Source organism: Clostridium sp. CM039 (assembly GCF_055081075.1).
In genome coordinates this window covers 589,347-605,745 of record NZ_CM143649.1, presented here as the reverse complement: position 1 = coordinate 605,745, position 16,399 = coordinate 589,347, and the positions used below count along the sequence as shown (strand labels likewise).

Here is a 16,399-nt window from a genome sequence, read left to right as displayed (position 1 = left end):
TACATATATCTTATTATTTAGTATATACTAAGTATCTTAACTTGTATACCTAAAAGAAATTCAGCATTTCATCTAAAAAAGCGCGACCCAAGAACATGAAAATAAATAGAATCAAGATAATTAAATACAAAATCACCCTGCTTCTATTCATTAATTTTTAGTAAAAATCTTTGGTATCATCAATAAGAATTTTTTAGAGTATAACTGTAATAACTTCATCCACAGGCTTTCTACGAGGGCTTTTATTTTCCTCTTCTAATGGTAATCCAATAGGGGTTAATGCCATTAATGAATATTCTTCTTTTTTAAAATTAAGCACATCTCCAATTTCTTTTGCAGCATAATTTGGACCTGTCATCCAGCATGTGCCATAGCCAAGACTCGCTGCTGCAAGTAATAAGTTTTCCATTGCGGCCGATGCTCCCTGTATTCCTGGTGCAGTATTAAAAAGTTCTTGTATATCATCTGCGCTTTCATTAATGGCCTTAAATTCTTCAAATCCTGTTGGTTTATAATTTCCAGCATATACTAGAATTAAGCAAGGAGCATTCCTAAATGCAATATGGTATTTTAAAGATTTAGTGAAAATTGCCTTAATATTTTCATCTACAATTTTAGATGCTATTTCTGAATTTTTATCTTCCACGACTTTTACAATTTCATTTATCTTTTCTTTATTTCTAATTATTACAAAGTGCCAATTCTGAACATTTTTACCCGATGGAGCGTGAATAGCCGCTTTAATAATCTCCTCTAAATCAATCATAGGAATAACTTCGTCCTTAAATTTTCGTATACTGTGTCTTTTATAAATAAAATCTAAATTCGACATGGAATACCTCCTAATTTTATATTGTATATCATATACTATAAAGAGAGAGGTTTAACCCTCTCTCCTTATATTTTAATACAAATTCTTATAAACGTCTCTAATTTCATCTCTGCTTAAAGGCACATAATTATTAGCTAAAAGTCTTGCCTGACCTACAATAACGCTATCCGCAAAGCCTTCAATATCTTCTACCTTCATACCGTAGTCTTTCAAAGGTTTTCTAGTTAATAATTTATCAAGTATGCTGGCAAGTGCTGCAAATACATCATCTTCACCATTTACATTTAAAATATCTGCAAGTATTTTTTTAATATCTTTAATTTTACCATTTGGATTTTTCTTATTATAAGTTCTAAATACTTCAACAAACATCTGGTAGTTTGCTTCTCCATGAGGAACGTGGTAAGTTCCACCAAGTGGATAAGAAAGTGCATGAACAGCACCAACTCCTGTGTTTCCAAAAGCAATACCAGCATAGTTACTACCTATTACAAAATCTTCAATTATTTCTTTTCTGTATTCTTCACCTTTTTCAATTATTTGAACGTATCCTTTTAAAATCAATTCCATTGCTTTAACACTAAATAATTCTGTGTATGGATTAGATTTTGGAGATACATAGGACTCAATAGCATGAATCAACGCATCAATTGAACTAGCAACAAAAAATCTGTATGGTAGTCCTTTAACTAGTTCTGGAATAAGTACTGCATGATCAGCTAATAATTCATCTGTAGCAAGGCCCATTTTTGTATGTTTAGCTTTAATTTCAGCTATAGATAAATTTGTAACTTCTGAACCCGTTCCAGCAGTTGTAGGAACTATTATAAGCTCTTTATCCTTTATAAGTGGAACTTTTTTCTCAAATAAATCTAATGCTGTATTATCACCTTTTATTACAAGAAGCTTTGCTATGTCAATAACACTACCGCCACCAACAGCAAAAATCCTTTTAAAAGTTTTCCCCTTAATAGTAGCGAGAACTGCATCAATTATTTCATCTGAAGGTTCTCCAACTCCATATTTTTCTAGGAAAACTACTTCAGCGTTAAGATTTAGGCTTCCGAAAAAAGGATTATATATAAATTCATTTGATAATACAAAATCTCCTTCACCGATATTAAAGGTTTCAGCAAAATCCTTTGCTGTATCAAACTTATGAATTTGTGACTTAATTGAAAATAATTTCATTATTTTACCTCCTATTTAATTTAATTTAATTTAGGAAATTAGGTTTCAACATAAATTGAAACCTAATAACTCTATATTATTTTAACCAAATTTCCTCTATAGTTGGAACCTTAGCATCCTTATTGAAATATCCTATTCTTGATATATTTATTAAGTGGTAATACGTAAAGTTTTCAGATATTGAATTATTTCCCCAAGATCCACAGCCAAGAGTTGTAGATGGATTGAATCCATTATTGAAACTTCCACCCGCTCCTGTTGATGATGTTTGATTAACAACTAATCTACTTATAGGTAATTCTTTTCCTGCATATTCAATATGATCATTATCATTTGAATGAACCGCTGTAGTATGACCTGCGCCTTCATATAAAAGGTTAGTTTTAGCTAGTTCTACTGCTTCTTCAAAAGTATTGTAAGTCATTGTGATCATAAATGGGAACATTTTTTCCTTGTTAAGTACATCTAGTGATCCTATTCCTTTAGTTTTTAGTATAACTACTTTAGTATCTTCAGGAACCATAACTCCTGCCATATCAGCAATAAATTGAACTGATTGACCAACAAGTTTGCCATTTATACTTCCACCTGGGAACATAACCTTTCTAAACTTATCAATTGTTGCTTCATCTTCAATGTAGTATGCACCATTATCAACAAATGCCTTCATTATTTCAGAATGTTTTTCAACTGGAGCAATAATTGATTGTTCTCCAGAACAGATGATACCATTATCAAACTTTCTTCCTGCTATAATATCTTTAGCGGCTTTATCAAAATCATAATCTCTATCAATAATAACTTGAACATTTCCTGCTCCTACTCCGAATGCTGGTTTTCCGCTTGCGTAAGCAGCCCTTACCATTCCCATTCCGCCAGTAGCTACAACTGTATCAGCAGCTGCCATTAATTCTCCAGTTAATTCAACAGATGGTTCTGATATTATTTGAATTAAATTTTCTGGTGCTCCTAGTTTCCTTAATTCATCATTCATTAGTTTAACAGCATGTGCTGAGCAATCCTTAGATCTTGGGTGTGGAGCAACAATAATTGCATTTCTTCCTTTTAATGCAAACATGGCATTACACATAGGTGTAACTATTGGATTTGTAGTTGGTGTAATAGAAGCTATAACTCCCTTTGGCTTAGCAACTAGTACTATTCCTTCTTTTCCTTCTTCTGCTCCAATGATATCTACAGATTTTTTACCTTTTAAACTGTTCCATATAGTCTTTGACTTACCCATGTTCTTAGCTACCTTATCTTCATAAACTCCCATTCTTGTTTCAGTTACCGCTTCTTTTGCAAGTATTTCAGCATTATCAAATATAACCTTACCAATAACTCTAACTAAATCATCCACCTGTTCTTGATTATAATTTGCAATACCTGCTTGAGCTGTCTTTGCCTTAATCATCATTTCATTTATATATGCCTTGTTATCCATTTTATCTTCCTCCTATTTGTTTTATATTGTTTTATATATTTATATATTTTTTATATTAACTTACTATTAGATTATCATATTATTTAACGAAAATACATTTTATAATTCTTTATTCATCTTCATTGTACCTGTTTCCATAAACCTTACATGCCAGGATAGCGCATCGCATAACACATGAGGGGTATGCTTTCCAGCACAACATTCTGCTTTCTCCAAGTATTCCAAAAGTTGTGGCCTATAGTCCGGATGAGCACAATTATTAATAATCGCAACTGCCCTTTCCTTTGGGCTCTTACCTCTTAAATCTGCGGTGCCTTGTTCAGTAACAATTACCATAACATTGTGTTCTGTATGATCTACATGCGAAACTATTGGAACTATTGAAGATATATCTCCACCCTTGGCTATAGATTCTGTTGTAAATATGGTTAAAGAAGCATTTCCTGCAAAATCTCCAGAGCCACCTATTCCATTCATCATCTTTGTACCCATAACATGAGTTGAATTAACATTACCATATATATCAACCTCTAAAGCTGTATTCATAGCAATAACTCCAAGCCTTCGAATAACTTCTGGATTATTACTTATTTCCTGAGGCCTCAATACAATTTTATCTTTTAAACTGCCAACGTCACGTCTAAAAGCTTCCATTCCAGTTGGTGAAGGGCTTAATGCTGTAGCTGAAACCATTTCTGCTTTGCCACATCTTATAAGATCAAGCATAGAATCCTGTATTACCTCTGTATAGCAGGTAAGCTTTTTCAAATTAGTTTCACAAAGTCCTGCAAGCACTGCATTCGCTACATTCCCAACTCCTGATTGCAAAGGTAATAAATTTTCTGGGAGCCTTCCTTCTTTAACTTCATTTTCAAGAAAATTTATTAAGTTTTTTGAAATTGCTTTAGAAGTTTCATCAATAGGTTTTAACGCTCTTGTTTTATCAGATGTATTTGTCATCACAACTGCAGCAATTTTTTCAAGTTTACAAGGTATATAAGTTGTTCCAATCCTATCTCCCGGATGTGTTATTGGAATTGGCTTCCTGAAGGGAGGATTTTCTAACGTATAAATATCTGCAATACCTTCTAATGACAATGGCTGATTTTCATTAACTTCAATAATAACCATATCTGCATTTTCCACATAAGTAGCTGCATTCCCCACTGCTGTTGTAGGGATTATGTTGCCTTCTTCCGTAATTGCCAAAGCTTCTATAATTGCAACATTAACTTTAGGTAAAAATCCATAATTTACAAATTGAGGCATACAGCTTAAATTCATATCAATATACTCTGTAAGCCCTTTATTAATGCAGTTTCTTAAATTGCTGTTAGTTTGATAGGGCATTCTTTTTGAAATTATACCCGCCTCAGTCCAAGCTCCATCTATTTCTGCACCAACAGACGCACCTGTATACAATGTGAGTTTCATTTTTTCGCCAGTACTTTTAACTCTTTGCGCAAGAGCTAAAGGAACATCCTTAGGATAACCTGATGGAGTAAACCCACTTACTCCAACTACCATTCCATCTTTTATTAGACCCGCTGCTTCCTGCGCAGAAACTACTTTTTTCATAACTTCTTGACTTCTTATTCTTGCATTTTCCAAAATTACACCTCCAGTTTATATTAAATGTAAAAGATTATCTTAAGTATTTAGTTAGTAACTACTTGAGAAATCTCTGAAGCTCGCTTAGATTTAAATGCAATATACGAGCTCACAATAATAAATCCAATTCCTATAACTATATTTAATTCAAGCTTCTCTCCAAGTATCATTACAGCAAGCATAGTAGCTAAAGCAGGCTTTATTAAAAATACTAAGGATGCTGTAACTGCTGATGTTAACCTTATTGCTCCAAGGTAGAATACATATCCAAGTGCCTTTATAAATAGGCCCATGTACACGAGTACTAAACCTGCATTACCATCAATTCCTTTGACTATAGGTCTTCCTGTAGCTAAAAGTATTATTAATACAAAGAATGCTCCAATATAGAATGCTATACAGTTAAATACATAACCACCGTATTGATTTATTCTAATTTTGCTAATTACTGTAAATAGCGACCAGGCTATAGCTGCACCTAATGCAAGTGTTATTCCTAACAAATTAGAAGATTCACCATTCATTCCTGCTACCATTTTTGATGGATTGAAAATTATAATAACACCTAAAATACCTACCAAAAGAGATATTAATGTTGCTTTATTAATCTTTTCTTTTAAAATTAAATAAGCAAAGGGTACTGTAAATATCGCATTTGAACTAAATATAACCGCTGAAGTTGAAGCTAGAGTATATTTACCTGCAAATGATAACAGCGCCATTGAGATGGGTATACATAGTGCACCATTTAATGCAAAGTAGCCAACATCATTTATACCAAGCTTTAACTTCTTAGCTTTAATATCTTTTATTGCAAATGGAGTTAATAGTATTGCGCCGATTGTGAATATTAGAAATGTAATTTGAAATGAATCCATTCCATTTTTTACTAGCATTTTATTTGCAATTTCCTGAGTGCTGTATAGTAGAGCAGTTAGAATAATATACACATAACCTTTCCTCATTTGTTTCCCCCTATAATTTGCATTTAATTTTGGAATTTGGCTTTAAATCTCTTTTCCCATTCTTGCATAAGTGAAGGTCTAAAGTCTGGATGAGAAATATTTATGAGAGACCTTGCTCTATCTCTTAATGTTTTACCTTTTAGCTCTGCAATACCATACTCAGTAACTACGTATTGCACTTCGTTTCTCAAAGTTGTAACCGCTGCTCCTTCATCAAGCATTGGTTTAATTCTGGAAATCTTTCCTTTGCTTGCTGTAGACGGCATGGCAATAATAGATTTTCCATCCTTTGCCATAGCTGCACCTCTAATAAAATCAACTTGTCCACCAGTTCCACTAAACTGAGTTAAACCTATAGTTTCTGCATTGACCTGCCCCATAAGATCTACTTGAATAGCAGAATTTATACAAACCATTTTATTATTTTTTGAAATTATAACCGGATCATTTACATAATCTACAGAATACATTTCAACCATTGGATTATTATCAACAAAGTCATAAAGTCTTTTGGTTCCCATAAGGAAAGTTACTACTATTTTCCCTGGATGAATTGTCTTAGCCTGATTTGTTACAACTCCTGTTTCAACAAGTTCAACTACTCCGTCTGAAATCATTTCCGAATGTATGCCTAAGTCTTTTTTGTCTTTTAAAAATAAAAGTACTGCATCTGGAATAGCTCCTATTCCAAGTTGAAGTGTGGAACCATCCTCAACTAAAGAAGCACAATACTCTCCAATAGCTTTCTCAACATCTCCAATTTTAGGAGGATTAAGCTCTATTATTTGATGACTTACTTCTACAATATAATCAATATCAGAAATATGTATAAAAGAGTCTCCCATAGTTCTTGGCATTTTATTATTTACTTCTGCAATTACCATTTTTGCACATTCCGTTGCAGTCTTTGTATAATCAATAGATACACCGAAACTACAACAACCGTGCTCATCTGGTGCTGAAACTTGAACAATTGCCACATCTATTGGTAGATAACCATTTTTAAATAGATCAGGTACCTTAGAAAAAAAACATGGTGTAAAATCTGCTCTTCCTGAGCTTACTGACTCCCTTGTAGTTCCCCCTACAAATAATGAGTTATGTCTAAAGTGTTTTTCCATGCCTGGCTTTGCATATTCACTTTTACTCATTGCCACCATATGTACGATTTCAACATTTTCATAAGCCTTACTATTAGCTACCATTGCAGATATAACATCTGTTGGCTCTCCGCAAGCATGTCCTGTAACTACCCTATTTCCTGACTTTATTTTCCCTGCTGCTTGCTCCGCCGTAATAACCTTTGATTTATAAATTTCTTCTAAGTTCATAATTATCACTCTCCCCAATTACAAAACTTTGATTTTGTCTATAATATTAAGCAATTTTCTGTTATCGTTTTCACAAGTTATATATACTTTTTCATATTTAGCTTCAAGATTTTGGTGACTCGCACAAGCACTGGTACATCCACATAAAATAACAACCACATCATAAATAATCCCGTGTTTTGCCGTTTCAATACTGTGCGCTTTGCCAATATATTTCTTTAATTTTGACACTACCCCTGGCCTATCATAAGTTGGATTACATCCTCCACAATATTTAATACCAATTTTCATTAATTCCCTCTATTACCCTTACTTAAAAATTTTCTAGCTTGTTCTAATAACTCTTCGCTTACTTCATTTTTAAGTATTACCTTTTTAATGCTAGGAATTGCTTCTTTAAGTGCAACTTCAACCACATCTTCAATGGTAAATTTTGCAGATAAACATCCCTTACATTGCCCCAAAAGCTTAACCTCAACTATTCCATCGTCGAAGCTAACAAGTTCAATATTTCCATAGTGATCTTTTAGCTTTGGTCTGACATTCATCTCAAGGATTTTTTCAATTTCAGCAAACATTACGTCACTCCATTCTTTTAAATATATGCGGGGTGGGTTACCCCTTATATATTTAAGGTTTTCATATTATGAAAAATGTATTTTATAAATAATTTATTCTTTTATTCTAGCTATCACTTTTGCTAAGGCCTTTTTATGGGCTAAATTGCTTTGTCTTGCTATCATTATTCTTTGAGCCTGTGGTGAACCTGCACCATGCATTGATTCTGTTCTGTAACCAACTGCCGCGGTTCCAAGTGCTAAGTTTTCTATTAATCTTAATATTCTCATTCTATTTTCAGTTGAAACAGATGCAACACCTTTTAAATATTTTTCAAGATAAGGTCCGGTTATTGGATCTTTAAAATCTTTATCTGCAGGCATAGTTACCATTAATCCTCCAGCGATATCTTCAGCAAGTCTTACTATTTCATATGGGAATCTTGTAACATTTTGCTTACATACATTAGCAAGTAACAAATCTATTATATAATTACCTGATTCAGTTTTATGACCTTCTGCAGAACATGCAATTCCACAAGCGTATAGTGTTTCATTTAGGTGAGTCATTTCTATTAATTTATCTTTAATATGTGATACTCTATTAGTTCCATTATAATCTGCTGCAAGTGCCGTAGCGCCAATAAGCACATCACCTACGCCAACTTTACATCCGCCATAACTTTGTCTATGGTATCCTGCAAATCTTTCAACAAGCATACCTGCAAATTCTGTTTCTCCATTTAAGAATATTCGTTCATTTGGTACGAATACATCATCAAAGATAGTTAAAGCTTCTACTCCACCATAATTATAATTTCCAACATCGATATCTGCGCCTTCTTCACTTTTTCTTGTATCGCAGGATTGACGTCCAAGAATCATAATAATGCCTTCTGTGTTTGTTGGCACTGAAAATGATACTGCATAGTCCTTATCCTCTGGTCTCATAGCAATAGTTGGCATAACTAAAACTTCGTGAGAATTACATATACCAGTTTGATGAGCCTTTGCCCCTCTGACTACAATACCATCAGGTCTTCTTTCAACTACCCTAAGATACATATCTGGATCTTCTTGTTTTGATATTGATAGACCTCTATCTCCTTTTGGATCTGTCATTGCTCCATCTACTATTAAATCATTTTCGTGAATATATTTTAAAAACTTTTTAAATCTTTCATGATACTCCGTTCCACAAGCTTTATCTATTTCATAAGTAGTACTATATTCAGAGTTAAATGCATCCATGCCAACACATCTTTGGAAGCATGAAGCGGTTTTTTGTCCACATAATCTTTGCATTTTAACTTTTTTAACTAGATCCTCTGTGCTTTGATGTATATTAGCAAATCTGTTAATTTTTTCACCTGTAATTATTGAAGTAGATGTCAATAAATCTTCATATTCAGGCATTTGTGCCAAATCATAAGTCATTTTAACTGAATTCATTGAAGGCCTAATTATAGGGTTATCTACTACATTTTCTACTTTTTCTCCAAACATATAAACTTTTAAATTCAATTCTCTAAGACTTTCTACGTATTGTTCGCCAGTCATTAATCCCATTAAAACCATTCCCCTCACATGTGTATTTTATGTAACTTTACATTTACATATGTAGCAATACCTGTGCCAAAGTTACAAATATGTGATATGTTTTCTTAAATACTATTATATTAATGTATTTTAATGAATTATTGTGATTGTTTTAACAGATATATTTATAAAAAAAATAATATATCTGTGAAAACAATCACAAATATATTATTTTTTATTAATATCTGTTGCATAAAGGCAACAGATATTAGAAACTCAACCGACAGAATTCTATAAACTCGTGCATACTATATGAGATTTAGAAGGTAATTACTTGTTTTTGCATTTTTGCAACACGTTTCATTTTTGCAACGCTTCTTTTCCAAAATATTTTTTACGCTTTCTAACAAAAGTAGAGGCATCAATTCCAAGTATTTTTGCAGCACCCCTGACATTACCAGCATTATCAAACGCTTGGCTAATAAGTTTAGCTTCAACTTTTCCAACTGCCTCTTTTAAATTACATGCATCCCCGCATTCAATATTTCTCTCCATAACATTCGAAGAGGTTTTAATCGACAAATCACTTTGGAATATTTTATCACTACTACTCATCACTATAACCCTTTCTACAATATTTTTAAGTTCACGGACATTACCCGGCCAACTGTAATTATAAAGTGTATTCATCGCCTCAATCGTGAAAGTTTTCTCAAAGTTATATTTTTTATTTAATTGAGATAAGAAATGTTGGACTAAAGGAACAATATCCTCTTTCCTATCCCTTAGTGGTGGGATAGTAAGAGGGACCACATTTAAACGATAATATAAATCTGATCTAAATGATTTCTCTTTAGTCATATCTTCTAAGTTCCTATTAGTAGCTGCTAATACTCTTACATCAATTTTAATTGATTTAACCGACCCCACTCTTTCCACTTCGCCCTCTTGAAGTACATTAAGTAGCTTAACTTGTATATTCAAAGGAAGTTCTCCAATTTCATCCAAAAAAACTGTACCTCCATCTGCTACTTCAAAAAGTCCCATTTTGCCTTCCTTATTAGCCCCTGTGAACGCCCCTTTTACATATCCAAAGAGCTCAGATTCTATAAGATTTTGAGGGATTGCTCCACAATTAATTTTTATAAAATTTTTATTCTGTCTCGTACTATTTTTATGTAAAAACTTAGCGATTTCTTCCTTTCCAACTCCAGTTTCTCCTAATATTAAAACAGTAGTATCCACACTAGCTACTCTTTTAGCAACCTCCAATAAATCTATCATCGCTTTATCCTTAGCAACCATATCTGACAAATTTAAATATTGAATTCTCATAGTTTCTATCTCTGAATAATACTTTTCTGTAAGCTTCCTATTTTTAGTTAGCTGTTCTTCTAATTCGTATAATTCCGTTATATCTCGTACATTTGTAACCACCATGCTTATATTACCCTTATCATCAAATATAGGATTACTAGAAACCAATACTTTTTTACCAGTACTAAATTCCTGCTCAATGGTATTAGATTTTCTATTTTTTAATACCATAAGAGTAGCTGATTTAGATATGTATCCCTCTTTTTCAAGTTCATACATATTCCTATTAATCATACCTTTTCTTTGTATACCTGTTATGGTTTCATAAGATTTATTAATCTTTAACGTATTAGCTTTACCATCGGTTATGTAAATACCATCAAATGACGATTCAATAATTGCATCTAATTCTGTGCAATTAAGGATTGCATTGCCACATTCTTCCGTACAATTTAATCTTTGCTTTAGCTCACTTATTTTTTCTGATTGATTATCAAAACCTCGCTTTAACATATTATTCACACTAAAACAGCCAACAAATTTACCAACTGAATTTTCAACTCCCAAATAACTTTCCTTCGCATCAACATAATCCTGTATTTTATCATCCTCATTGATAATATTTTCTTTACCACGTGAAAGATATTTAATACATATATTAGGGCTTGTACCCTCAATAAAATTCTTAATTATGTCATTTTTCGTTATAACACCAACCAAAATTTCTTTTTCATCTAATATAGGTATAACTTCAACTTCATTATTACTAAATAACTGCGACGCCTCATAAAAAGTATTATTTTCTTTAAGTATGAAATCACATTTTATCATAACATCCCTTACTTTCATAAAAACACCTCTCAATCTATAAAAAATTAAGCTATTCATTATTTATAGATTACATAGCTTAATTTTATTATATCAGAAAAAGCATAATTTAATGTGACTATTCAACTACTGTTTTAAGTAAAACGTATATATGTTATGCCATTCTCTCAATTATAGATTATCTTAATACTAAAACCTCAGCTTTTCCCTTTATAACTATTTCGTCTTGTTCATTTAGACAAAATGTGTCAAGTAATAGTATTTTCTTTTTTTCATTTATTTTAGTTATAATAGCCTTCGCTTTGATTGTATCCCCAATTCTTACTGGTTTTAAAAACTCGAAGCTCTGCCTTAAATATATATTACCGCCTCCAGGTAATTTTGTTCCAAGCAAAGCTGAAATCATTCCTCCAACTAATTGTCCATGAACGATTCTACCCTTAAAAAATGATTTTTTAGCTTTTTCCTCATCCATATGCACATAATTATAATCTCCAGTAATTCTTGCATAAGATTCTACTTCAGCCTCTGTAAATCTCTTTATATACTCCTCGCTTTGACCTACATAAAAACTTTTAAAATCTGCCATTTTCTCCCCCCCCATTGCAAAATAGGATTTAAATCATTCCCTTTGTATTAAGGGAGCACCACCTAACTAATTCGCTTATTATTAAACTTCCATCCCATGGAGAATCATAGAAATTCATGTATCCAATTTTCACAACTCTATCTACTCCAAAAGTCGTCACTCTATCTGCAAACTCTAAAGTCTTATTACTATTCTTTGAGGCTATCCCAATGGTTTGTATGTTTTTAGTAATTAAAGGGCATACATCCAATATATCATCCACCTCTTTTATAAATATAGTTCGTCCTGTAATTGCTTCTTCAAGCTTTACTTCACTATCAATTAGTATTGTATATTGAAGTCCCTTACTCATATAAGTAAGCTTATTGATACTTAGTAGATATTCACCTCTTTTATTAATTATTTTAGCAGCTATAGCCTCCTCTAAATCTAAATTAGTATATCTTTTAGTAATCTTCTCAAATTTCCGACTTAATATTTTCGCTATTTCTTCTACAGTTAGTTTACTTTTCTCTAAAAACAATACCTGAGGTGAAGAACATGATTTTTGATTAAATGCAATTATATCTGTAACCAGATTTTCTAAGTATTCTTCAAAGTCATCACTTTCAATAGCTGATCTATCAAAAACTGCAAAAGAATACTTAGGCCCAAAAATTAAATCCTTACAAGTAGCTTTTTTAGGTAAAAGAGAAATAGCATCTACTGCTGTTTTATTACCCCAAACTATTCGTGCATCGGCTTTTAAAGACATTTGAGAATTAAGATACTTATCGCCACTATTAAAATAAACAAGGGCAATATTTTTCAATATAATCTTAGAAGAATAAGCTTCCCCGCCATACTCAACCTCAATATTGTCCAAAAGTTTTAATAGTTCATATACTGTACTGACACTTTCTTTAGATACTCTTAGGATATTACTATTTTTGCATATTATACTCTGAATCACTGAATAGATACCTAGGGTAGGTACATTCCCAGCCATCCAATGACACACTAAACCCTTTGGCTGTGCTTTGATGTATTTTTCATTCTCTACCTGCACAAAATTATTTAGATATTCAATATTTGATAAGTTAAGTTTTAACTGTTTTTCCATATTTATTTTCTTTAAATAAAAACATAAGAACGGAACCCCTTCCATTCTTAATATTTCTCTGTTTATTGCAATTCTCTTGCTATATTCATTTATAATAAGTATTATAACTTGCACTGGGAATTCATGAAGTTTATTGAAATTCTTATTTAAGCAAGTTTCTAATTCATGAAAGTCCTCAAATTTTAGTCCCTTTTCATAAAACTCTCCATTTAGCTCGTAACAATTTATCATTTACCTACCTCCCTTTCTGCAAATGTATCTCCACAGCCTCTAATTTCAGCCTTGTCTACTCGTGACTTAAATCTAAAATACTTGCCTCGTCTACCACAAGGGCAATCATCCACGCCTATAAATTTCCCAATATCCTCAGTAAGAATAGCCTGCGATGGATAGCTAGAGCCCAAAACACTCATAACCTCTATAAGCCCTTCTTCACCAAAATTCACTTCTTCTAAAGTCTGTATATCCCTTATAATAACCTCTGCAAAATTTGGTACATGCTTATGCCCACACTGGCAATCAATAAAAACTACTCCTAACTGTTCCACCATTCCATAAAAGTCTATAATATTATCTTTACTTGTGTTAAATATCTGCGCAGCAGTCTCTGAAAACACTTCCTTTTCCACCTTTTCAGAAATAAGTTTTTTCCAACCTCCGCTATGTAACAGCTTTAACTTTGGCATGTCTAATTTTATTCCTTCCTGCTTTAATACTTTTAAAAATTTCGACCACACTATATAAGTAAATCCATAAACTAAAACTTCCTCATCTTTATATTTTCTTTCAAAGTCGCGAAGCCTATCTATATTTAATTTAAGTTCCCCTTCTTCTTTATCCATAATATAAAACATCTTGCTCGCAAAAGTGCTTACCCCTCTAATAGCAGCACCACGTGCAGTCATTCCATTCCCTCTTTTATTACTGTCTGCGTTATCTATAATAAGCATCGGTCTTCGCATTCTTCCTAAAAAACTTGTTAACGTACTTATTAAAGCTTGCGTTTGTCTTATTGAAGTCTTTTTATCCAAATATATTTTACTAGGAACTCCTGTGGTGGTAGCACTAGATTGTAACACCCTAACTACTTGCTCCTCCTTACATATTCTGAGATGGAAAGATTTAAACATATTTACAGGGATATATGGTACCTGTTCTAACGTTTTAATTTTATTAATGTCTACATTTAATTTATTATACATAGCTTTTATACTTAAATTTTCCTTATTGTGTTCTAATTGAGGTAACATAATATTTAAAAGCAACTTTTCCTTTTTTTTCAGCTCTATATTAAACTGCGCTCCAAGCACTAGTTCATCTATTAATTCTAAATCCTCCACTTACTTCACCCTCTTACTATTTCTTTTACTTAAGCTCCTTGAGCTTTTTTATTAAAATTTTGCCAGAAGAATTTTTGGGAAGTTCTTTTAAAAATTCTATATACCTTGGAGTTTTATATGATGGTAACTGATTTTTACAAAAGTCTAATATATATTTAAAATCCATATAGTGGTTATCTTCTGTTAATACTACAAAGGCTTTTATTGATTCTCCTAAAATATCATCTTCCACTCCAATAACTGCACATTCCACTACCTCTGTAATTTGTAATATTATGGCTTCTATTTCCTTAGGGCTTATTCTAATCCCACCACTTTTAATAATATTTTTTTCTCTTGAAACTATATATATATACCCGTCATCATCAACTTTTGCTATATCCCCCGTGTATAAGTATCCTTTCTTTAGAACTTTATCCGTTTCTTCCTTATCATTAAAATATCCCTTCATTATGTTTCCACCCTTGGCAACAACCTCACCCGTTTCTCCAGATTTCACTCGCTTTCCTTCACTATTTAAAACCAAAAGCTCCGTTCCTTTAATTCCACGTCCTATGGAATTCATCTTTTCATTAATTAAATATGACGGTAAATATGATAACCTTGCCGTAGCCTCAGTCTGACCATACATTATAAAAATTTCTACTCCTTTTAGAATACCTATAAGCTGTTTAATAAAATTATCTGAGAGCTTTCCCCCAGCTTGAGTTATGTACCTTAAGGTTGGAAGTTTAGTATTCTTTATATCAGTCATTCTAAGCAGTATTTGATAAGTGCTAGGGACCCCTGAAAAACCTGTGCAACTATACTTATTTATATCCTCAACAACTGTTTGCGGAAACATAAATTTATTGTTAATTACAAGGCTTCCCCCTACCCTAAAGTGTGTATGCAAAATTGAAGTCCCATAGCAATAATAAAAAGGAAGTACTGTTTCCACTCTATCTCGCTCTGTAAGTTTCAGGTATTCTATTATAGAATTTGTATTATACATCAGATTATAATGAGTAAGCATTACCCCTTTAGGATTTCCTGTGGAACCGGAAGTAAAAAGTATTACAGCCACATCTTCTTGTATATCTATATCCTCACTATAATTGTTTTCATGTGCATAAGTAAAATTACATTCAATGATATCTGTATAAATTTCAACGTCTTCACGAACCAATTGCTTTATTTTTTCAATAAATTTATTTTGAGTGAAAATCAGCTTAATATCTAGAGAGTCTACAATATACTTTATCTCATTGCTACTTAAAGCTGGGTTAATAGGAACACAAATAGCTCCACTTTTAATTATTCCAAAATAATTTTCAATGAAAAAATCAGAATTTTCTGAAACCAGAAGTACAGCATCCTTTTTTAAAAATTTCTTGCTTTTTATAAAAGAAGCTTTTTTTTTACATTTTTAAAAATTTCCTCATAACTTATTTTATCTTTAAAAATTACAGAAGTTTTATCCAGTTTTGATGAAAACTCAAAAACATAATCTGTAAATGTCATATCTGAACACCATATTTTTCAACTATCTTCTTAATATCACCTATGGTATACATTCTGGAGATATCCACTACATCTAAAGCTATATCAAAAACTTCCTCTAAACTTGTTATAAGTTCTACATGGCCTAAAGAATCCCAAGATTCTATTTCATCTGGTCCAAAATCATCATTTATGTCCTCTACTTTTTTGAAATCAAATAAATCACATAACACCTTGTTTAGTTTTTCCAAATTGCTCACAATAATTC

General features: G+C 32.2%; 16 protein-coding genes. All 16 read right to left on the bottom strand.

The window, feature by feature from the left end:
- Positions 1 to 193: 193 nt before the first annotated feature.
- Positions 194 to 832: a nitroreductase family protein gene (locus ACWJJ2_RS02805; protein ID WP_220285843.1), complete on the bottom strand. Its 639-nt coding sequence runs from the start codon at positions 830 to 832 to the stop codon at positions 194 to 196.
- Between the two features lie 72 nt (positions 833 to 904).
- Positions 905 to 2,023 (bottom strand): 4-hydroxybutyrate dehydrogenase, encoded by a 1,119-nt coding sequence (locus ACWJJ2_RS02800; RefSeq protein WP_216303698.1) that lies wholly within the window; start codon positions 2,021 to 2,023, stop codon positions 905 to 907.
- 76 nt (positions 2,024 to 2,099) lie between these two features.
- Positions 2,100 to 3,470 (bottom strand): aldehyde dehydrogenase family protein, encoded by a 1,371-nt coding sequence (locus ACWJJ2_RS02795; protein ID WP_462953808.1) that lies wholly within the window; start codon positions 3,468 to 3,470, stop codon positions 2,100 to 2,102.
- A gap of 99 nt (positions 3,471 to 3,569) precedes the next feature.
- A complete protein-coding gene (locus ACWJJ2_RS02790; protein ID WP_216303726.1) occupies positions 3,570 to 5,048 on the bottom strand; it encodes an acetyl-CoA hydrolase/transferase family protein in 1,479 nt (492 codons plus the stop codon).
- An 80-nt stretch (positions 5,049 to 5,128) separates the two neighbouring features.
- On the bottom strand, positions 5,129 to 6,046 hold the full coding sequence (locus ACWJJ2_RS02785) for a DMT family transporter (protein WP_462953807.1): 918 nt from the start codon (positions 6,044 to 6,046) through the stop codon (positions 5,129 to 5,131).
- A 23-nt stretch (positions 6,047 to 6,069) separates the two neighbouring features.
- Complete coding sequence (locus tag ACWJJ2_RS02780; protein WP_220285844.1) at positions 6,070 to 7,377, bottom strand: acetyl-CoA hydrolase/transferase family protein; 1,308 nt, start codon at positions 7,375 to 7,377, stop codon at positions 6,070 to 6,072.
- 18 nt (positions 7,378 to 7,395) lie between these two features.
- Complete coding sequence (locus ACWJJ2_RS02775) at positions 7,396 to 7,668, bottom strand: hypothetical protein (protein WP_216303701.1); 273 nt, start codon at positions 7,666 to 7,668, stop codon at positions 7,396 to 7,398.
- A complete protein-coding gene (locus ACWJJ2_RS02770) occupies positions 7,668 to 7,955 on the bottom strand; it encodes a NifU family protein (RefSeq protein ID WP_216303702.1) in 288 nt (95 codons plus the stop codon). The genes ACWJJ2_RS02775 and ACWJJ2_RS02770 overlap by 1 nt, the downstream gene beginning before the upstream one ends.
- Before the next feature lie 93 nt (positions 7,956 to 8,048).
- Positions 8,049 to 9,503 (bottom strand): 4-hydroxyphenylacetate 3-hydroxylase family protein, encoded by a 1,455-nt coding sequence (locus tag ACWJJ2_RS02765; protein ID WP_216303703.1) that lies wholly within the window; start codon positions 9,501 to 9,503, stop codon positions 8,049 to 8,051.
- A 330-nt stretch (positions 9,504 to 9,833) separates the two neighbouring features.
- Positions 9,834 to 11,639 (bottom strand): sigma 54-interacting transcriptional regulator, encoded by a 1,806-nt coding sequence (locus tag ACWJJ2_RS02760; protein WP_216303704.1) that lies wholly within the window; start codon positions 11,637 to 11,639, stop codon positions 9,834 to 9,836.
- A gap of 157 nt (positions 11,640 to 11,796) precedes the next feature.
- Positions 11,797 to 12,207, bottom strand: coding sequence for a MaoC family dehydratase (locus tag ACWJJ2_RS02755; RefSeq protein ID WP_220285846.1), 411 nt, complete (start codon positions 12,205 to 12,207; stop codon positions 11,797 to 11,799).
- 28 nt (positions 12,208 to 12,235) lie between these two features.
- Positions 12,236 to 13,540 (bottom strand): acyl-CoA reductase, encoded by a 1,305-nt coding sequence (locus ACWJJ2_RS02750; RefSeq protein ID WP_462953806.1) that lies wholly within the window; start codon positions 13,538 to 13,540, stop codon positions 12,236 to 12,238.
- Entirely contained in the window at positions 13,537 to 14,649 is a 1,113-nt protein-coding gene (locus ACWJJ2_RS02745; RefSeq protein ID WP_216303706.1) for a LuxE/PaaK family acyltransferase, read from the bottom strand. The genes ACWJJ2_RS02750 and ACWJJ2_RS02745 overlap by 4 nt, the downstream gene beginning before the upstream one ends.
- 25 nt (positions 14,650 to 14,674) lie before the next feature.
- Positions 14,675 to 15,994, bottom strand: coding sequence for an AMP-binding protein (locus ACWJJ2_RS02740; protein ID WP_258876383.1), 1,320 nt, complete (start codon positions 15,992 to 15,994; stop codon positions 14,675 to 14,677).
- Between the two features lie 35 nt (positions 15,995 to 16,029).
- On the bottom strand, positions 16,030 to 16,152 hold the full coding sequence (locus tag ACWJJ2_RS02735) for a hypothetical protein (RefSeq protein ID WP_258280665.1): 123 nt from the start codon (positions 16,150 to 16,152) through the stop codon (positions 16,030 to 16,032).
- On the bottom strand, positions 16,149 to 16,391 hold the full coding sequence (locus ACWJJ2_RS02730; protein ID WP_220285848.1) for an acyl carrier protein: 243 nt from the start codon (positions 16,389 to 16,391) through the stop codon (positions 16,149 to 16,151). Before ACWJJ2_RS02730 ends, ACWJJ2_RS02735 begins: the two co-directional genes overlap by 4 nt.
- Positions 16,392 to 16,399 lie beyond the last annotated feature (8 nt).